General features: G+C 65.0%; 15 protein-coding genes and 1 pseudogene. 6 read left to right on the top strand and 10 right to left on the bottom strand.

Annotation, left to right across the window (positions count from 1 at the left end; translation table 11 throughout):
* The first annotated feature begins 18 nt into the window (after positions 1 to 18).
* Positions 19 to 1,476, top strand: coding sequence for an HNH endonuclease (locus G8760_RS10590; RefSeq protein ID WP_166350644.1), 1,458 nt, complete (start codon positions 19 to 21; stop codon positions 1,474 to 1,476).
* Here G8760_RS10590 and G8760_RS10585 read toward each other — a convergent pair.
* The gene (locus tag G8760_RS10585) at positions 1,473 to 2,405 is read right to left on the bottom strand and encodes a dihydrodipicolinate synthase family protein (protein WP_166350642.1); all 933 of its coding nucleotides are present in this window, start codon (positions 2,403 to 2,405) and stop codon (positions 1,473 to 1,475) included. The genes G8760_RS10590 and G8760_RS10585 overlap by 4 nt on opposite strands.
* A 38-nt stretch (positions 2,406 to 2,443) precedes the next feature.
* On the bottom strand, positions 2,444 to 3,169 hold the full coding sequence (locus G8760_RS10580; protein WP_166350640.1) for a FadR/GntR family transcriptional regulator: 726 nt from the start codon (positions 3,167 to 3,169) through the stop codon (positions 2,444 to 2,446).
* Positions 3,170 to 3,210: 41 nt separating this feature from the next.
* Here G8760_RS10580 and G8760_RS10575 point away from each other — a divergent pair, with 41 nt between their 5' ends.
* Entirely contained in the window at positions 3,211 to 5,922 is a 2,712-nt protein-coding gene (locus G8760_RS10575) for an FIMAH domain-containing protein (protein ID WP_166350638.1), read from the top strand.
* Between the two features lie 19 nt (positions 5,923 to 5,941).
* Positions 5,942 to 6,889 (top strand): succinylglutamate desuccinylase/aspartoacylase family protein, encoded by a 948-nt coding sequence (locus G8760_RS10570; RefSeq protein ID WP_166350636.1) that lies wholly within the window; start codon positions 5,942 to 5,944, stop codon positions 6,887 to 6,889.
* 15 nt (positions 6,890 to 6,904) lie between these two features.
* On the opposite strand, the gene G8760_RS10565 is transcribed toward G8760_RS10570, so the two are convergent.
* Complete coding sequence (locus G8760_RS10565; RefSeq protein WP_166350634.1) at positions 6,905 to 7,471, bottom strand: VanZ family protein; 567 nt, start codon at positions 7,469 to 7,471, stop codon at positions 6,905 to 6,907.
* A 286-nt stretch (positions 7,472 to 7,757) separates the two neighbouring features.
* Here G8760_RS10565 and G8760_RS31090 point away from each other — a divergent pair.
* Positions 7,758 to 7,817 (top strand): annotated as a pseudogene (locus G8760_RS31090) (hypothetical protein); the annotation flags it as partial.
* A gap of 327 nt (positions 7,818 to 8,144) precedes the next feature.
* Here G8760_RS31090 and G8760_RS10555 read toward each other — a convergent pair.
* From G8760_RS10555 to G8760_RS10545, 3 genes are read right to left on the bottom strand one after another with little or no spacing between them, the layout of a single operon-like run.
* A complete protein-coding gene (locus G8760_RS10555) occupies positions 8,145 to 8,546 on the bottom strand; it encodes a hypothetical protein (RefSeq protein ID WP_166350632.1) in 402 nt (133 codons plus the stop codon).
* Complete coding sequence (locus G8760_RS10550; RefSeq protein ID WP_166350630.1) at positions 8,546 to 9,139, bottom strand: nucleotidyltransferase domain-containing protein; 594 nt, start codon at positions 9,137 to 9,139, stop codon at positions 8,546 to 8,548. The genes G8760_RS10555 and G8760_RS10550 overlap by 1 nt, the downstream gene beginning before the upstream one ends.
* Before the next feature lie 36 nt (positions 9,140 to 9,175).
* Positions 9,176 to 9,928 (bottom strand): AraC family transcriptional regulator, encoded by a 753-nt coding sequence (locus tag G8760_RS10545; RefSeq protein ID WP_166350627.1) that lies wholly within the window; start codon positions 9,926 to 9,928, stop codon positions 9,176 to 9,178.
* 54 nt (positions 9,929 to 9,982) lie between these two features.
* On the opposite strand from G8760_RS10545, the gene G8760_RS10540 reads away from it, so the two are divergent.
* On the top strand, positions 9,983 to 11,176 hold the full coding sequence (locus G8760_RS10540; protein ID WP_166350624.1) for an MFS transporter: 1,194 nt from the start codon (positions 9,983 to 9,985) through the stop codon (positions 11,174 to 11,176).
* Between the two features lie 86 nt (positions 11,177 to 11,262).
* Positions 11,263 to 11,601 carry a hypothetical protein gene (locus G8760_RS10535; protein WP_166350622.1) on the top strand — a complete coding sequence of 113 codons (339 nt, stop codon included), beginning with the start codon at positions 11,263 to 11,265 and terminating at the stop codon, positions 11,599 to 11,601.
* 8 nt (positions 11,602 to 11,609) lie between these two features.
* Here the strand turns inward: G8760_RS10535 and G8760_RS29790 are convergent, their stop codons facing one another.
* From G8760_RS29790 to G8760_RS10515, 4 genes are all read right to left on the bottom strand, one after another.
* Positions 11,610 to 13,205 (bottom strand): LysM peptidoglycan-binding domain-containing protein, encoded by a 1,596-nt coding sequence (locus G8760_RS29790; protein WP_207782221.1) that lies wholly within the window; start codon positions 13,203 to 13,205, stop codon positions 11,610 to 11,612.
* A gap of 16 nt (positions 13,206 to 13,221) precedes the next feature.
* Entirely contained in the window at positions 13,222 to 14,688 is a 1,467-nt protein-coding gene (locus G8760_RS10525) for a hypothetical protein (protein WP_166350620.1), read from the bottom strand.
* A gap of 11 nt (positions 14,689 to 14,699) precedes the next feature.
* The gene (locus G8760_RS10520) at positions 14,700 to 15,620 is read right to left on the bottom strand and encodes a phage tail tip lysozyme (protein ID WP_166350618.1); all 921 of its coding nucleotides are present in this window, start codon (positions 15,618 to 15,620) and stop codon (positions 14,700 to 14,702) included.
* Between the two features lie 104 nt (positions 15,621 to 15,724).
* Complete coding sequence (locus tag G8760_RS10515; protein ID WP_166350616.1) at positions 15,725 to 16,516, bottom strand: alpha/beta hydrolase; 792 nt, start codon at positions 16,514 to 16,516, stop codon at positions 15,725 to 15,727.
* Between the last annotated feature and the right edge of the window lie 47 nt (positions 16,517 to 16,563).

Raw genomic sequence — 16,563 nt, 5'->3', positions numbered from 1 at the left:
ATGCGCGGGGTGGGTGCCATGGGCGTACGTGTGGTGGACGGTCCCACAGTGGTGGACCACCAGGACGGGGCCGCTGGCGCGGTGGCCGGCCAAGGTGGGGTGGCTGGTGAGGTCGCGGTGATGGTGTCCCGGCTGGCTGAGCTGTCCGCCGTCGTCGAGGATGATGCGGCGCGGGTGGATGTGTTGGCTGGGTTGGAGCGGTTGAAGGCAGCCGCGGCGGCGGCGCAGTTCGAGGTGATGGTGCGCTTCGCCGAGTCGCAGCGTGCGGCCCGGCGTGGGATGGGGTTTGCTGAGCGGCATGCTTTGCGGGGGGTGCCGGAACAGATCGGCCTGGCTACCAGGACCTCACCGTCGTCGGCGGCGCGTCAGCTGGGTCGGGCCCGGGCGTTGAGGTGTGATCTTCCGGGGACTTTCGCTCTGTTGCGGCGGGGTGAGATTTCTGAGTTCGCTGCGACGGTGGTGGTGGATGAGACCTCGCACCTGGATCCGGAGCTGCGGCGTCGGGTTGATGCTCGCCTGGCCGGTGAGGTGGTCGGGATTGGGGTGCGTCGGGTTCGGGGGTTGGCTCGGCGCTACGCCATCGAAGCCGACCCGGCCGCCGCGGTCACCCGGGCATCCCGAGCACGCACAGACCGCCGGGTCAGCATCCGCCCGGCGCCGGACACCATGACCGTGTTCTCCGCGCTGCTGCCCTGTGAACAAGGGGTCGCGGCTTATGCGGCGTTGCGTCGCCACGCTGACGGGGTGATCGCCGCCGGCGGTGATGAGCGTTCGCGGGATCAGATCATGGCCGACACCCTCGTCGAACGCGTCACCGGGCAGGCCACCGCCAACGCGGTATCCGCCGAGATCGGCCTGGTCATGACCGACACCTCACTGCTCGGCGGCAACGGCGGCGCCGGTGGCAGTGGTGGGGGTGAGGCTGCGGAGTTGCTCGGGTACGGGCCGATCCCTGCTGAGACCGCGCGGGACATCGCCCGTCGCGCCGCAGACCGCCGCGCCGGTGACCACCATGACCGTGACGACCATGACCGTGACAACCATGACCGTGACAACCATGACCATGGCGATGACGTGGGGCGGGCGCGGGTCTTCCTGCGGCGGTTGTTCACCGACCCGGCCGCCGGGATCATCACCGACTGCGACCCCAAACGGCGTCGGTTCGACGGCACCCTAGCCCGGTTGCTCACCTACCGTGATGGTGGGATGTGTCGGGACCCGTTCTGCGATGCACCGATCCGCCACTTCGACCACATCTACCCCTACACCCACGGCGGGCCCACCACCCCGGCCAACGGGCGAGGAACCTGCGCCCGCGGCAACTACGTGAAACAGATGCCGGGCTGGACCATCCGGCTGGTCGACCCGTACCGGCACATCGTGGAAACCACCACCCCCACCGGACACCGCTACACCTCACAACCCCCGCCCGCCCCCGGACACCGGGCCGGCGCCCAACCCCGCGCGGGTTCTTAGCCGTCGGGTGAGGTCAACAGCGGGTCGACGACCGCCGCGATCGAGTTGAGGAACTCGGCGTCCGGCTGGGTGAGTGGCGGCATAGCCGGAGAGTGGGCGCGGCCAAGGACGTGATTGACGGCCGCCTTGAAGGCACCCGCGGCGACCGATATACCACCCGCACCGGCGAGCGGAATGTTCAGCAGCTTGAGCAGGGCAGCGTAAATACCCTGGGACTGCGCGGCCGCTGAAAAGTCGCCCTCTCGGGCTGCGCTGTCGATAGCTGCACCTACCGCGGGAAGGATGTTGGCCAAGCCCGGAACAGAGCCGTGGAAACCCAGCGTGACGGCTGCGTCGATCGCGATCTCGGTCCCCATGTAGCGCGCGAAGTGGGAAATGTCGTCGGTGGCGAGGGTGAGCTCACGGGCGGCGGTGAGGTCTCCCGAGGAGTCTTTGACCCCCTGGATGATTCCGTCGCGAGCCATCTTTGCCGTCAGCTGTACCGGGAGTTTTCGAGGGGTGCGCTGAGGGACGTCGTACGCCAGGAGGGGGACGTCGATAGCGCTGGCTACGGCCGTGAAGTGGCGCTCCAGCTCAGAGTCCGAAAGATCGAAGAACAGGGGCTGCAATGCCAAGATCGCGTCGGCGCCGACAGCCGTGGACCCCATGGCGTTCTCCACGGTCTCAGCAGTGCCCAGGCCGGCCGCACCTGCCCAGACCGGCAATCGGCCGGCTACGGCGCGCACGACGGTTTCGGTCATCGTGATGCGCTGCTCTACCGTCAGATTGCCGAGTTCGCCCATTGAGCCATTAACCAGGACCGCCCGCACACCGCCGGCCACCTGGCGGTCGATCAGGGCGCGCACAGCGTCCTCGTCCGGTTTCCCGTCCGTGCTCGTCATGGCGACGAGTGGGGTGACGATGCCGATGGGCAGGGCATGGTGCAACATATCCGCTCCGTGTTTGGGTGAAGGCGTATCGCGAGGAGTCAGCGGCGCGAGCCGAGGCGCTCACGGACACCGTGGAAGTGTTCGGTCATGGCGGTGCGGGCAGCCGACAGGTCACGGCGCCTCACCGCGTCGTAGATCGCCTGATGGTGGCGGACGGTGTCCGAGGGCGACTCCTGTGTCGGCCCGTAGTAAGTACTGCCCGCCCGGTTGGATACGTCCCAGAAGGCGCCTAGAAGCGGACCGAGTAGTGAATTCTCGAGCGACTGGTAGAGAACCTCGTGGAAGGACCGGTCGGTTTCCGGATGGATATGGCCGACTTTCGCCTCTTTCTTCATCTGCTCGATGACCTCCGCTGCGGCGCTGAGATCAGGCGGGTCGGGAAGTTCGATGAGCTTGGCGAGCATGCCGTGTTCGATGACTTCTCGAATGTCGACGAGGTGCCGTAGGTCCTGCTCACCCGCCGAGAGGGCGATCTTGCTCTGAAACACGAGGCTTTCCACGATCCCCGACAGTGACATTTGCCCCACGTACGTCCCGAAACCGTGCCGGATCTCGACGATGCCGGTGGCCCGGAGGGCTTTGAGTGCCTCGCGGATGGAGCTTCGGCCCGCATCGAGACGCTCGATCAGGTCAAGCTCGGTGGGCATCGGGTCGCCCGGTGCGAGCTGGTCTTCGATGATGATCTGTTTGATCTGTTCCTGCAGCAGGTCGGCTGGGTCTGGCCTGCGTGCGCGATGTGGGCGGCGACGTACCCGGGTGCGCACCTCACGCAGCCCTGCCTGCTATGGGCCGGACGCCCACGTCGGTGAGTGCGACGCGGTCCGTCGAGCTCGGCTCAGGCACCTGGTCCCTCCGCTTCTTGGCCAAGGTCGCGAGCCTGCAATCCGCGGGCGATGGAGAATACGGCTTTCACCTCTCGGTGGTTGCCGGAGGTCGCAAGTACGACGTCGTCTACGGCGACTCCGACTGTGTGTCAATAGTCAACGGCGCACTTGGCACCCGAGACACATTTGATGGCGTCGTTCCCATAGATGAAAGGTTCCACCGGTGGCAGCTGGGTGTAGACGGGCTCGGACGTTTCTTCCTCGAGCTCGATGGGCAGAAAGTCGCGGCCTACGATACCGACATCAGCACGTCGACCACCGAGCCGGATCAACTTCGTTTTGGTTTGGATCCGAGCTCGCCGCCGTCCGGTCCGACGGAGATTTACCTCAGTGGTCTTGAACTCTCCCGCGATGTTGCCACCGCCTGGTATCGGCCCGACATCGCGACCGTCACCGTACTGCCAGCGTCTGACAGCAGGGGACTTGCCACCCTTGTTGGGCTCTCCGACGTCGATCCGCGCGATCTTTCCACCGGCAGCCTGGCTCTGCACTACTCGTTGAGCGGGGATGAATCGATTGCCGAGCTCACCACAACACCCACCACGAGCCACGTGTCGGCAGAGCTGGACCCCGCGGGGCACACCGGCGAGCTTGGCATCGTGTGTTCCCTCAGCCGCGGATCGGAGCTCTTGTCGAGGCCTGAGCGTCGCTGGAAAGCCCCGGACGAGGCAGAGGTAGTCAGCGCGGGATCCACCATTTCAGCGGTGCCGGAAATGGTGTCTCTGTTGAAGGACATCGATCAGTGTCAGACCGAAGATGGAGTTGATGCCGTCGCTGCGGGATGGAATCTAGGAACATTCGAATACGATGGCGGTGACGAGACCGGGCTATTCCTGGACAGCACCGAGTCGGCCGAACCTTTAGTAGTGCCGCTCAGCCTCAATGGCTGGCTAAGCGTGTATGTCGGATACCTCACAGGGACGGAGAAATTCTCGGTAGAGGTCGGCGGCCAGGCCCGGATCATAGAGATCGGCGATGCTCCGGAATTCGACCCGGACCACGCGTTCGGGCAGCGTGCATTGGGTGAGGTTGAAGCCTGGACCGGGCAATTCACGGGCGATTCGCTCATCATTGCCCCCGTCCTTGAAGCTCAGACGCGGATGGCCTACATCCGGGTCGTCGGGCTGACTGCCGATGAGACCGCGCTCGCAGCGGAGCCTGACGAAGGCCCAGCGGCGAAGCGAGTGGTGTACAACAACGACGGCTTATCGGACTTCTTCGAGGGGCGTTACAAGACCGTACCCGAGCTTCAGGAGCAAGTGGTGGACATCTATGCCGCCTCAGACGTCGAAGCGTTGACCTGGACGGCTGGTACCACCTTCTTGTTCACTCACACTAGTGAGTATGCGGGCGTTCCTTATGCGTCACTCACACCTGAACAAGAAGACCTCATGCGTGACGGCGACAAGGTCGCTATGCAAACCATCCTCGATTATGTCGACAACGACATCGTGCCGCTCGAAGTGGTGGCCGCGCGGGCGAAGCACCATGGCTTGGCTGCGTTCGCTGGTTTGCGGATGGACACGTTCTATTCCATGGCATCGTACCCCTGGTATAACGGAAATATCTGGGACGACTATCAAGATTCTCTCTTTAGAAACTACAACGGTACGACGAACGCTGCTCGTATGAGCTACAGTTTCGCCAAGTTCCGCACCTATATAAAGAATGTCCTCGTCGAACTAGCCAACATGGCGGACGTCGACGGAATCGACATGGACTTCTGCCGGTATCCCGAGCTTATTGGCTGGGAGCCCGATCTCCTGGACGCGTACTTTCAGCAGTATGGAACAGATGCTCGGACCGAGGTGACACCCGAGGGGAGTGAGCGCTGGCAGCAGTTCCGGGCAGACGTAGTAACCAGCGTGGTTCAAGAGATAAGAGCGCTGCTCCCGGAAAAGACGATCATAGCCCGGGTGCCACATGCCAATGCGCTTGCGTATGGTCTGGACATTGCTGCCTGGGTGGATCAAGAACTGATTGACGTTCTGGTTCCGTCTAACATCTCCCATGAGCAGTTCTGGGATAATGTCGACGAATTTGCCGACATCGTGGCAGGCACGAATGTGAGCTTGTATGGCGGTACTACTCATACCCTGTCCGGTAGCGACCTCACTCTCCTGGAACAGGAGTTGATCAAGCGCGGCTACTCCAGCGGTGTCGTGCGCAGCAGGATGACCGCAGATATGTATCGAGAGCGCGCGAATCAGTTCTACCGCGCTGGATACGACGGTGTCTACGTCTTCAATCACTGGCGCGGCACCGAGTCGATCGGCGTCATGGGCGATCGGGTGAGAAACGAAAAGTGGCGCGTGTTCGACTTGCCGGCATCGTGGATTCAAGGTGCGGTCACCGCTGAACAGGTGAGCCAGCAGACCGTAGCCGACCTCATGGCGTTGGTACGAGACCTCACCGAGTCCGGTGACATCAAACGGGGCTTCGCCGGCACACTCCGGGCGCAGGTCACCCAGATCGGAAGATTGATGCAACGCGCCGAAAGTGACGACGTGGTGGTCGATGGCTTCGACCGTTTCATCAGACTCGTCGATAAGGGGAAGCGTGCAGACCAGGTCAGTAGCGGAGCGGCGATCAAGCTGGTGGCAGCGGCCCGGCTGGTAGCCAGCCGGGTATGAGGCCCGAGGAGTATCAACGGTGACGAAATGGACCAGCCATCGCCTGGTGGCACCCCGGGATGCGGGTTTGGGTGTGACTCGACACCGGCTCGACTCCGGCCGGCCCGGGCCAAGGTTGATTGTTTTGGGCGGCGTCCACGGCAACGAAATCGGAGGCATCGTGGGTGCTGGCCGCCTCACGCTACAGCCGTGGCCGCTCCAGGCGGGCCTCGTGGACGTGATCAGTATCGTCCACGAGGCCGCCTATGCCGCCTTCAGCCGGACCGGCCCCGCGGACGGTCTCGATCTGGCCCGCACGTTTCCCGGCGATCCTGCCGGGACCCCGACCGAACGTTTGGCAGCCCTTCTGACAGATGAGGTCATCGCCGATGCCGATGGACTTATCGACCTGCATACCTCTAGCCAGGATGCGGACCTGCCGCTCTTCGCCGGAGCGCTCGGCGATGGCAGCGCCGTGGGGCATGCTTCGACGGCCATGGCTACGGCATTCGGCTTCGACGTCGTGTGGACGCACCCGACGCTCGGTGCGGGACGCACACTCACGATCGCAGCCGAACGGGGGATCCCCGCGATGTACGTGGAGTCACCGGTCGGCGGGGTGTTGTCGGAGAAGGTGGTGTCGAGTTACACCACCGGGGTCCTGCGAGTCGCGGAGTCGTGGGGGATGTTGCCCCACGGTTGTGCTCAACCCGGCCCACCCATTCGGCTCCGACTCCACGGCCCCGGCGACACGGACAGCTTCGTTGCCGCCGACCGCGACGGCCACTTCGTCGCCGACGTTGAGCTTCTTGCGTCGGTCCGCACAGGTGACCGCCTCGGCAGGGTGCTCGATTTCATGGGCAGAACCATCAGCGAGATCACGGCGGCCCGCGACGGCCACGTTGTTTTCATCCGGCGACTCGCGCCGGTCACAACCGGCACACCGCTGGTGGCGGTATGCGCTGCCCTGGTACCGGCCGCCGGGTGAATGAACCGGTCTTCGCTACGCGTTCGGAGTTCGCGGCGATGTCCGGTGCATGGCCGAGGCGGATGTCGCCATTCGGCGGCCACCATAGCCTAGAGCCAGACCAACAAAGATACCCGCCGAGCAGACGATCCAGTCTTCAGCTGCTGCGACTCGCCCAGGGACAAACAGGTATTGAGTTATCTCAATCATCAACGGAAACCCGACCGCTAGGATTGCTGCGCTCCACCGCCGCGAAGTATCTTGTAGTGCCAAAGCGAGGAAGATGCCGATCGGCACGAAGAGCGCGAAGTTGGCCGCCATTTGGGTAAGGGTCATTTCTTGCCCGAACCCGTCGAACAACCTGCGGAACGGAACTAATTCAAGAGTGCGGTTCTCCACTCCGTGCCCAGGGGACAGAGTTATGGCAACCGCCACGGCGACTGACGCCGCCAAGCCAGCCCAAGATGCACTTCTCCTTGCCGAAAAAACACCATACCGCCTATTTTTGAACAAATATATGACAAATGCAAGCGTGGTGATAATCAAACACATCGCAACGATTAAAGGAATCGTGTGGCCAAACGCACGCCAAATCTGGTCCATATCAGAACCCAAACACAGTGTTCGACTCTCGTCAACGAAGGCAACTGTTGGGGGGGGCATCGACGCCACGGTCACCGCCGCGCACTCGGGTTTAGGGGGCACATGGAGGTGAACCGAAGATCGAAAATGTTGAGGCCTGCATCGATGACTACGCTCGTGCGCTTCACGGTGTCAAGGTGAACTCGTCGGCGGCCGCCGATGGTGGCGGCTACCGAGGCGCTGGGCACCATGATGGCGGAGGTCGAACGTACCCGGCGGATCGATGTCTCGACCATGACGTCCGCACATGCCGGCATTCATGCAGGCCGGAATCGCGCATGCCCAGTTCGAGTCGATTCACCCCTTTGCCGACGGCAACGGACGCGTCGGCCGGGCCCTGATCAACGCCATCCTGCGACGCCGCGGCGCTACCGAGAGAATCGTCGTGCCACCAGCATCGGCTCTGGTAGCCAACCGGCAGCACTACTTCGACCTGCTCGATGACTACCGACGCGGTGACTTCCGGCCGATCGTCACCTCATTCGCGAGGGTGTCATCGATCGCCGCCTGTGCGTCTCGTGTCGCTGCGCTGCATCTAGATGAGACATGGGCGGTGTTGGGCATCGCGGGTGGGCGCATTCGCCATGGAAGCGCGGTGGGGAAGTCGATGCTCAGGCGTGGTGATCCGCAGTGGTCAGCTACCGAGGCGGACGATCTGGACAGCGAGTGCGACGAGGCTCTGCGCTCGTCGCACGAGCGGTTCGGCCTTCGACGATGTGATGAGTGCGACGCCGTATTCCACCTCGCCTTTTGCGGAGACAAGCTCGCGGAGGGCTTTCTCTGCCGTGGCTGCTTGAGGCCGTTGCCCCAGAGCCTGTCTGAGCTCTCTGGCGGCGGTGGCATGGTCTTTGCCCTTGCTCGTGGTTCCTGTGAGTGCAGTAACAATGGCGTCTTTGGCGCTGATGCCAGCATGGATGGCGTCGCCGGCTGCGGGAGTGTGCCGCTCAGCGGCGACATTGTCTTCTGCCGAGGCAAGGTACTCCTCGGCCTTCTTGAGGAAGTTCCTGGCGTGGTTGTGTTGTTCAGATGTGGCCATCATGCGGCTTTAGTCCTGTCGACCCGTGGAATTGAGCCGACCAGGGGAACGCCATCGGTGAGGATTTTGTCGACGACGGGTTCCCGGGCTGCTGCGAGGCGTGTGAACTCGGAACGGGAAAAAACAAGGATCTCGCAGTCGTTGCCGATGCGGCTGAGAACGGCATCTTCCAGTTCGGTGCGGCCATCCCAGCCGGATGGTGCGATCACCGCGAGGTCAACGTCGCTACCGGAATGGGCCTCGCCGCGGGCGAGGGAGCCAAAGAGGATGACTGCCTCCACGCTATCGCCGACGCTGTGTCGCACGGTGTCTGTCAAGGATGCCATCGGATCAAGCAGAGCGCGGAGTGGCGCTGTGAAGTAGTGGTCTTCGTTGATGGTGTGGACGGTTGCCCGCCCGATGGACTGGGTATGTGTCAGGCCAAGTTGAAACAGAGCTTTCAACGCCTCCTGAACCGACCAGAGACTGTGCCGGTCGCTGACCATCGCGTGAATCTGCCGTCCCGTCAAAGGAGCGTCGGTGCGCAGCAGTACTGCCAGCACCGTTCCTTGCGGGCCGGGGATCACGCCACCGAATGGCTCGTTGAACAGCATAGTTTTAGGGTACCGGTCATTTGACTGGCATGCCAGTCAAATGATCGGTCTGGCCCGGTGGGTGCCGGGAGTGTGGCCGAACATCGTCCGGAACACGTCGATGAACGCGCTGGCCGACGCCCATCCACAGGCGTGAGCGACGGTAGTAACAGGGGTGTCGTCGGCGAGCAGGACCACCGCGCGGTAGAGGCGCAGCAGGGTCCGCCACTGCGGGAACGTCATACCGAGATCGGCCTTGAAGAGCCGGGCGAGGGTGCGCTCGCTGGCGCCGACGACACGACCGAGTGCGGCGAGGGTCCGGGAGTCGGCGGGGTCGTCGTACAGGATGGCGCAGAGCTGGCGCAGCCGTGGATCAGTTGGGGTGGGTAGGTGGATGGGCTGTTGGGGTGCGGTCCGGACCTGGTCGAGCAGGACCGAGCGCAGCCGGCGCTCAGCTGGGGTGTCGTGGGTGTCGGTGCGGGTGTACTCGAGGATCAGCTCCCGCAGGAGCGGCGACACAGCGAGAACTGTGGGCTCGCTCAGTCCCAGCGGATTGTGCGTGGCGGGCAAGCCAACCAGGTGGAGTTCGAGGTCGCCGTGCGCCCGATGGGCGTGGACGGTGCCGGCCGGGATCCAGATGGCGCGAGTGGCTGGCGCCACCCAGGTTCCGGCGTCGGTGGTAATGGCGAGCACGCCGCGGGCGGCGTAGACGATCTGATGGTCGTCGTGCCGGTGCGCGCTGATGCCCACGCCGTGGGCCAGCGGCTGAGCCCGGGTCGGCGCCGAGGCGATGTGGCGGATTTCCGTCATCAGAAGACAGATTATCGGAAGCGCGACAGGCGACGCCGCGGCGACGATGACAGGGTGTCGAAGAACAGACCCATCACCGTCCTAGCCGTTGGACACGCCTGCGTCGACGTCTACCAGGGAGCGGTCGCCGCCCTGGTGCCGTTCTTCGTCGTCGAGCGCGCCTACACCTACGCGGCGGCATCAGGGCTGGTACTGGCCGCCTCGTTGTTGTCGTCGGTGGCACAGCCGCTGTTCGGCGCCCTTACCGACCGGCGAGCGGTTCCGTGGCTCCTCCCGGTGAGCACGATCGTCGGTGGGCTGGGCATCGCGGTGAGCGGTGTTGCTGGGTCGTACCCGCTGACGCTGGTGTTCGTCGCTATCTCGGGGATCGGGGTAGCCGCCTACCACCCGGAGGCGGCGCGGGTGGCGCGGATCGTCAGCCGCGGCGGCCACACGGCGATGGGGTGGTTCTCCCTGGGCGGCAACATCGGCTTCGCGCTGGCCCCGCTGATGGTGGCGGGGGTGATGGCCGCGGGTGGGTTGCGGCTGTCGCTACTGCTGATCGTGCCCGCGCTGGCCGGTAGTGTCCTCGGGCTGTCCGTGGTGCGCAGCCTGACCCGCGGCGTGCACCGTCCGCCGTCCACCCCTGATGACGGCGCAGGAGCCCCGAACGGCAACCAGTCCGTTTCGGACGATTGGTCATCGTTCACCCGGCTGTCGCTGGCCGTGGTGTGCCGATCGATCGTCTTCGTCGGCCTCAGCACCTTCATCGCCCTGTACGCGCAGCAACGTATGGACGCCGGAACGGCCGCGGGTACTGCCGCGCTGTTCGTGCTATACCTGGGCGGCGCCGTCGGGACCGTACTCGGTGGACGGCTGGCGCGGCGCTGGGACCGGGTTGTGGTGGTGCGGTGGTCATACCTGCTCTCGGTGGTGGCGGTGGCCGGTGTCGTTGTTGTTCCCGGCCCGGCGCTCTACGTCTTCGTCGCGTTGACGTCGGCCGGGCTCTATGTCCCGTTCTCCCTACAGATCACCCTGGCCCAGGACTACCTGCCGAACCGGGTGGGAACGGCCAGCGGCATCACACTCGGCCTCGCGGTCAGCGTGGGAGGAGTCCTGAGCCCGGCGCTCGGCCGGCTGGCCGACGTGGCGTCACTTCAGATAGCACTTGCGCCCCTGATCCTGATGCCGGCTCTGAGCTGGTGGGTGTTCCGAACTCTGCCCGAGCCCCTGGTACGAACTCCGGAGCAGGTAGCACCGAGGCGTTGAACGTGCCTTGACTACTTCTTGACCCCACAGCTGGAGCATGACGGATCGTGCGGGGCCTAACCCGCATCGGATGAAGGGGGAGAACCATGAAGAAGCGTGTCCTTGCTCTCGCATGTGGCGCCGGGTTCCTGTTCAGCGCGGTGGGGTTGGCACCGGCCCAGTCGGAACCACCACCACATCCACACATGCTCGTCCTCGGCCTCGAACTCGACGACTACGGCAACCCCGTGGGATTCCGGAAGTGTGTCGACCTCGCGGCCGGGAAGCCCGTGCCGTTGAACGCACACCACGCCCACATCCACACCGGCTCGGCCGGCGAGGCACTGTTTAACAAGGCCGGGCACGCTGCTGTCCCGGGTGCGCCGCTGACGCCGTGGAACAACTGTGCCGAGCTGATCGCCGATTTCTTCGGCCCGTCGTCCTGAGTCGATGACTACGGGATGGTGAGCTTCTGGCCGACCCGGATGACGTCCGGGTCGGGGCCAATCACATCGCGGTTGGCCGCATAGATCGAGCGCCACTGGTGGGCATCGCCGTAGAACTTGGCCGCGATCTTGCTGAGAGTGTCACCTTTGGCCACGGTGTGGCGCCGCCGTGGCTCTTTGCCCAGCAACTCCGGATCCGGATCGGGTGATCTGGGGAGCAGCCGACACTGCAGGGCGAGGACGAACACGTCGTTCGGGTCGGTGGTCGATTCGACGGTCGCCGAGCTCTCCGACCCGGCTCGCGGTGGCCGGTCGGGCCGGGGTGCTCTCGTACGCATCGACGGATAGTTCTTAGCGGCGATCTGCCGGGCGCGGGCTCCGGCCAGCAGCGGCGTGGTGTCCGTCGCGGCAGCGACCTGGGCGAACGACTGCCGAAGCGCCACCCGGGAGGTGAGATCGGTGACCGTGTACGGGCGGGCGATGTCCACCGTCTGGACCAGCGCCTTGGTCGGCAGGAACCCCAGACTCATCGCCTGATCGGTGGCCTGCTGACCGGAACGCTCGACGGTGATCCGGCGAGCAAGGACGAGGCCGACGACGTACGCGGTGCACTCACCGGTGGGCGGGGTCTGGCCATCGGAGAGCATCCGGGCGGCATCGGTGAACCGCCACGCTCGGGAGGCGAACAACGCTGGGGTGAACCAGGGCCGGCTCACCGTGACATACGAGTACTCGAACGTCACCCGGGTGATACCGGCGTCGGCGCTGCTGCCCAGCCGGCTGCGCAGCTCCGGTGGGGCCTGCTCGGCCAGCTGGCGCAGCTCGGCGGCGGTGACCGTGATCCGGGGCCACCCGGTGTCAATTACGTCGGACGGCAGGTAGCCAGTCGGCACGTACGACAGGTTCTCGACGGTGGACCGGAAGAAGATCTCCGGCATCAGCGGGTTGAACAGCCGGCGGAACCCTTCCCACACCGTGGCCGGCGAATCGGTGCCACGTTCGGCCAGAACCTGCCGGGCGGCCTCCACCTCGGCGCGGTGCCCAGGGCCGTGCCACGCCGCCAGGGCGGCGTCGATGGCGGCGCGCAGGTCTGGTTCATCGTCTTCCCAGGCCTTCCGCGCGGCCTCGTCGGCGGCCATGAGCGCTTCACCCTTGCGGTTGTTGTACTCGATCGATGCCGCCCGGTAGGCGTCGCGGTGCTGTTCGTACGCGACCACGATGTCGCTGGGGACCGGGACGCCGTCGGCACCGACCTCGTACAACCGCGCGAACGCGGCTTCATAAGCCGCCGTGCGTTCCGGTGTCGGCCGTGGCTCGAGTAACTCGACGACACCACCGGTCAGCAGATCTCCGTACACGTCCCACAGTCGATCACCAGCCGGCTGCCAGAGCGGCCCGGCGGGGATCTCGTTGACCAGGAGGGAGAACTGGGCGTGAGCATGAGCCCCCGCCGCACTGAGTTGGTCGTGGACCATCGCCCGCAGGCTGTCGGCCTTGAGACCGATGGGAGCCAGGGGAAACGACTGGTAGGCATGATCATCAGCGAACACCTGATTGACCTTGCCGGCCAGGCCGAGCACAACCGTCGCGTCGATGCCGCTCATGGTGCGCCTTCCTGAGCTACACGAACTCGGTGTCGTCGAGATCTTCGAGTGGGTTCGGCGCCTTGCCGATCAGATGGTTGACGAACCCGACGATCTGCATCCCGGGGACCGTCAGGGTCTTCCCCTCCGCCTCGCTCTTGAAGTTCTCGTTCTCGGTGGAGCGTTGGTAGTTGCCGGACAGCCGGACCGGCCCCCAACCGACCCCGCCGCCGACCTCGGTCTCCGCCGCCGTCTTGCGGAACGCACTAACGAACTCCTCGGAGGTGATCGTGACATCACGGACGAAGATGGCCTGGGTGGCGTAGCCGATGAACTCGCCCTTGGGTGGCCGAGCACCGTCGGAGGGAAGGTCGTCGAACATCCAGCCTTCACCCTTGCGCAAAGTCCAGCCCCGGTTGGAGAAGAACTCGGGGTAGAAACCCGCCCGCACGATGAGCGCCTGACACATCTCGAACTCCAAGGAGAAGTCGCTCACCTGGTGGTTCTCGGTGTAGGACGAGTCTTTCCGTTGGCCGTTGGCGCGGAAACTCCACAACCCCAGGTTCAGCCCACCACCGGCCCGCCACGACGTCTGCCGAGTGCTCTTGGCCCACTCGGTGGTGTTCTGAGACATCTTGAGCCCGGTCCAGCCACGGGAGTTGGCAAGATCGCCGGGGACGAGTGTGGTGTACGGGAACGACACCCCGACCTCTGGTGTGGAGATCTGTGCTTGGTCGTAGCGCTCCAACAGTTGCTGCTTCCAGAGCTTGAGGCTGCGCTGGGTGGTCTGGTTGATGTAGGCGTTGATGTCGTCGACCTCGTTGCGATACCCGCCGGAGGTCCAGGCGTCGGCGGCCGCTTTGACCTTGAGGAAGTAGTTCTGCTGGTTGAGGATCCAGTCGGCGGAGGCCTGTTTACCCTCCGCGCCGGTAGCGCCGGCGGCGGCCGCTCGCTTGCTGTTGTATTCGGTGGCGGCGTCCAGATACTTCACCATTTTGTCGTTGTAGGCGTTCATCAACGGCGATGGTTCGGTCACCTCGTCTTCCTCGTCGGTGACGAGATTGGTCACCTTCTTCGTCACCCACAGTTTGCCGCGCAGGTTGTCCAGCTTGGCCTGCTGCTCCTCGGTCAACGGGTAGTCGGCCACCTTGGAGAAACGCAGGATCTGCCGGTACATCTCACTCAACCGTTTCTCAGCGTCGGGTTTATACATTCCCGCTTGCTTTTCGCTGGTGTAGGCGAGACCGATATCGGGGATGAAATCGAGAAGTGTGGCCAAGTTGTACGCCTGAGCAGCGCGCTTGTTCTGGGTCTCGGCGTCCGCGGCGGAGAAGATCCCGAGCGAACAGAACTCGAGGTCCTCCGCACTGAACGGCAGCCCGGGCATGACCCAGGTAAAGAACGTGTTGTCATTCGGTTTGACTGTGTCGTCGTCGCCGCCCATCACCGTCTGATAGATCTGCTCGGTGAAGGCGGAACCGAGATCGTTGAGTGGGAATCCCATGATTCTGCGTCCTATCTCGGTTGCGCCTCGTGGACCCGCAAGGCCCGCGCGGCGTGGGTGCGGCGGCCACGGAAGACCTCCTGTACCCGGGGGTCGGTACGGGGCAGTTTGGTCCCGTTGTCGAGGATCGAACCGGGAACCTCGAAGTTGTACACCACCTCGTCGCAGGCGTCGTCGACGCTGACATCCGGCCGGCTGATTACCCCATGAACCCGGCGATACGAGGTACGTAGTTCGTGATCGAGGTAGTCCACGGATGCGTCCATGTCGAACATGACGTCGGCGCCGAGACGGGCACCGTTGTACTCGTGCTCGAAGAGACCGGCGCGGCGGCCCGGCGTGGTCCACTGCGCCAAACCCACGCCGGGAAGGGCCGGACCGGTCCGGGCGATCCGGTTGCGGTTCATCACCTGCTCGGCAGTGAAGTCGACGACGGTGCCGTCGAAATCTTTGGCCCGCATCGGGGTGCTCGCCCGGCTGCCTTCGATGCGTTGGGGGATGACTCCGGACTCGGCCCAGAGGTTGCCCACTACACCCGCGGCGCCGTTGACCGGATAGCCATAGTGGCCCACCAGGCGGTCCATGACGTAACGCATCCGGGTATCACCATCGACGGTGGACCAGTCGACACCCGTAGCTGGTGTCGGGCCAGGACCGGGCCCCGGACTAGGCCCTGGACCTGGACCGGGACTAGGCCCCGGGCCGGCCGCGGCGAGGGCTTCGCGGGTGCGGGGACCCACGATGCCGTCCACCACCAGGCCGTGCGCCGTCTGGAAGCCGCGAACAGCGGCCTCGGTCAGCGCGCCGAATATCCCATCGATCGGGCCGGGGTCGAATCCGGCGCTGGCCAGGGATTGCTGGAGCCGCTTCACATCGTCGCCCCGGCTGCCACGGCGCAGCAACCGCGTCGTCTCACGTGTCTGTTCGGGCATGGTCGGTCCCCTCTCGTCGTACCCACCCCGCCTGTCCGATGGCAGCCTGCCGCCACCGAGTCAAGGTTGAGTCAGCGTTGAGTCAAGCGTGCGGAAAGAGCAGGTCACGCCATTGGTCGAGGGGCCGGTGCGAGCCACCCGGCGAGACGACGGCCCAGGTCGGCCCCGACGGCCACCTCGGCGTGGCCGAAACCAGGCTCCAGCCAGAGAGTGCCCCTGGCGCCGGCCGCGGCGTTGAGCCGCTGTGCGTGTTCGACGGGGAAGAGGTCGTCGCGATCGCCATGGACGACGAGCAGCGGCGCGGCCAGCCGCCCGGCCGCCTCGACCGGGTCGATAGGTAGGGGCTCGGTCCATTCCCGGCTGGCGACCGTCGTGCGGCGCAGCATCCGGATGGTGAGACGTCCTCGGCGGCTGAGGACCAGCTGATGCAAGAGACGCATCCGGGGGGTGCCGCGGTAGTACCACTGCCCGGGGCCGCTGACCGCGGCGATCCGCTCGACCCCGCCGAACAGCGCCCCGTGCCGCAGGACGACGGCGGCACCGAGCGAGAACCCGACGGTAGCCACCGAGCGGTATCCGAGCCAGCGGGCCCAGCTAACCGCGGCGTCGACGTCGAGAACCTCACGCCATCCCAACGTGCATTCGCCCCCGGAACGCCCGTGACCACGGAGATCGATCAACACCACACCGGCGCGTTCCCGCAGCCAGGCAGCGATCCGGCGGAGCCGAGGATGCCCCGAATGGAGCATGAATCCGTGGGCGACGACGACGGCCAGGTCGCGGCTGCCGGACCGGGCGGGGGAGTGTTCGGCGTGGATGACGGTGCCGTCGTCGGTGAGCAGGCGTTGGCGGCGTGGGCCGATCCGCGACACGTCGACGTGCGGGTCGGCCACCATGATTCGAGGCTACGGCAGCGTCGGAAAAGTCGGTTGCCCGGGCGTAG

This window comes from Phytoactinopolyspora limicola (genome assembly GCF_011320225.1).
Taxonomy (GTDB): Bacteria; Actinomycetota; Actinomycetes; order Jiangellales; family Jiangellaceae; genus Phytoactinopolyspora; species Phytoactinopolyspora limicola.
This window is presented reverse-complemented; position numbering and strand designations above follow the sequence as displayed.

Excerpts from the sequence above, each read along its gene's own strand:
- G8760_RS29790 (WP_207782221.1), bottom strand. The coding sequence starts at position 13,205 with ATGAGCGGCATCGACGCGACGGTTGTGCTCGGCCTGGCCGGCAAGGTC.
- G8760_RS10550 (WP_166350630.1), bottom strand. The coding sequence starts at position 9,139 with ATGCTGTTCAACGAGCCATTCGGTGGCGTGATCCCCGGCCCGCAAGGA.
- G8760_RS10565 (WP_166350634.1), bottom strand. The coding sequence starts at position 7,471 with ATGGACCAGATTTGGCGTGCGTTTGGCCACACGATTCCTTTAATCGTT.
- G8760_RS10525 (WP_166350620.1), bottom strand. The coding sequence starts at position 14,688 with ATGGGATTCCCACTCAACGATCTCGGTTCCGCCTTCACCGAGCAGATC.
- G8760_RS10515 (WP_166350616.1), bottom strand. The coding sequence starts at position 16,516 with ATGGTGGCCGACCCGCACGTCGACGTGTCGCGGATCGGCCCACGCCGC.
- G8760_RS10590 (WP_166350644.1), top strand. The coding sequence starts at position 19 with ATGGGCGTACGTGTGGTGGACGGTCCCACAGTGGTGGACCACCAGGAC.
- G8760_RS10585 (WP_166350642.1), bottom strand. The coding sequence starts at position 2,405 with ATGTTGCACCATGCCCTGCCCATCGGCATCGTCACCCCACTCGTCGCC.
- G8760_RS10545 (WP_166350627.1), bottom strand. The coding sequence starts at position 9,928 with ATGACGGAAATCCGCCACATCGCCTCGGCGCCGACCCGGGCTCAGCCG.
- G8760_RS10520 (WP_166350618.1), bottom strand. The coding sequence starts at position 15,620 with ATGCCCGAACAGACACGTGAGACGACGCGGTTGCTGCGCCGTGGCAGC.
- G8760_RS10555 (WP_166350632.1), bottom strand. The coding sequence starts at position 8,546 with ATGGCCACATCTGAACAACACAACCACGCCAGGAACTTCCTCAAGAAG.
- G8760_RS10535 (WP_166350622.1), top strand. The coding sequence starts at position 11,263 with ATGAAGAAGCGTGTCCTTGCTCTCGCATGTGGCGCCGGGTTCCTGTTC.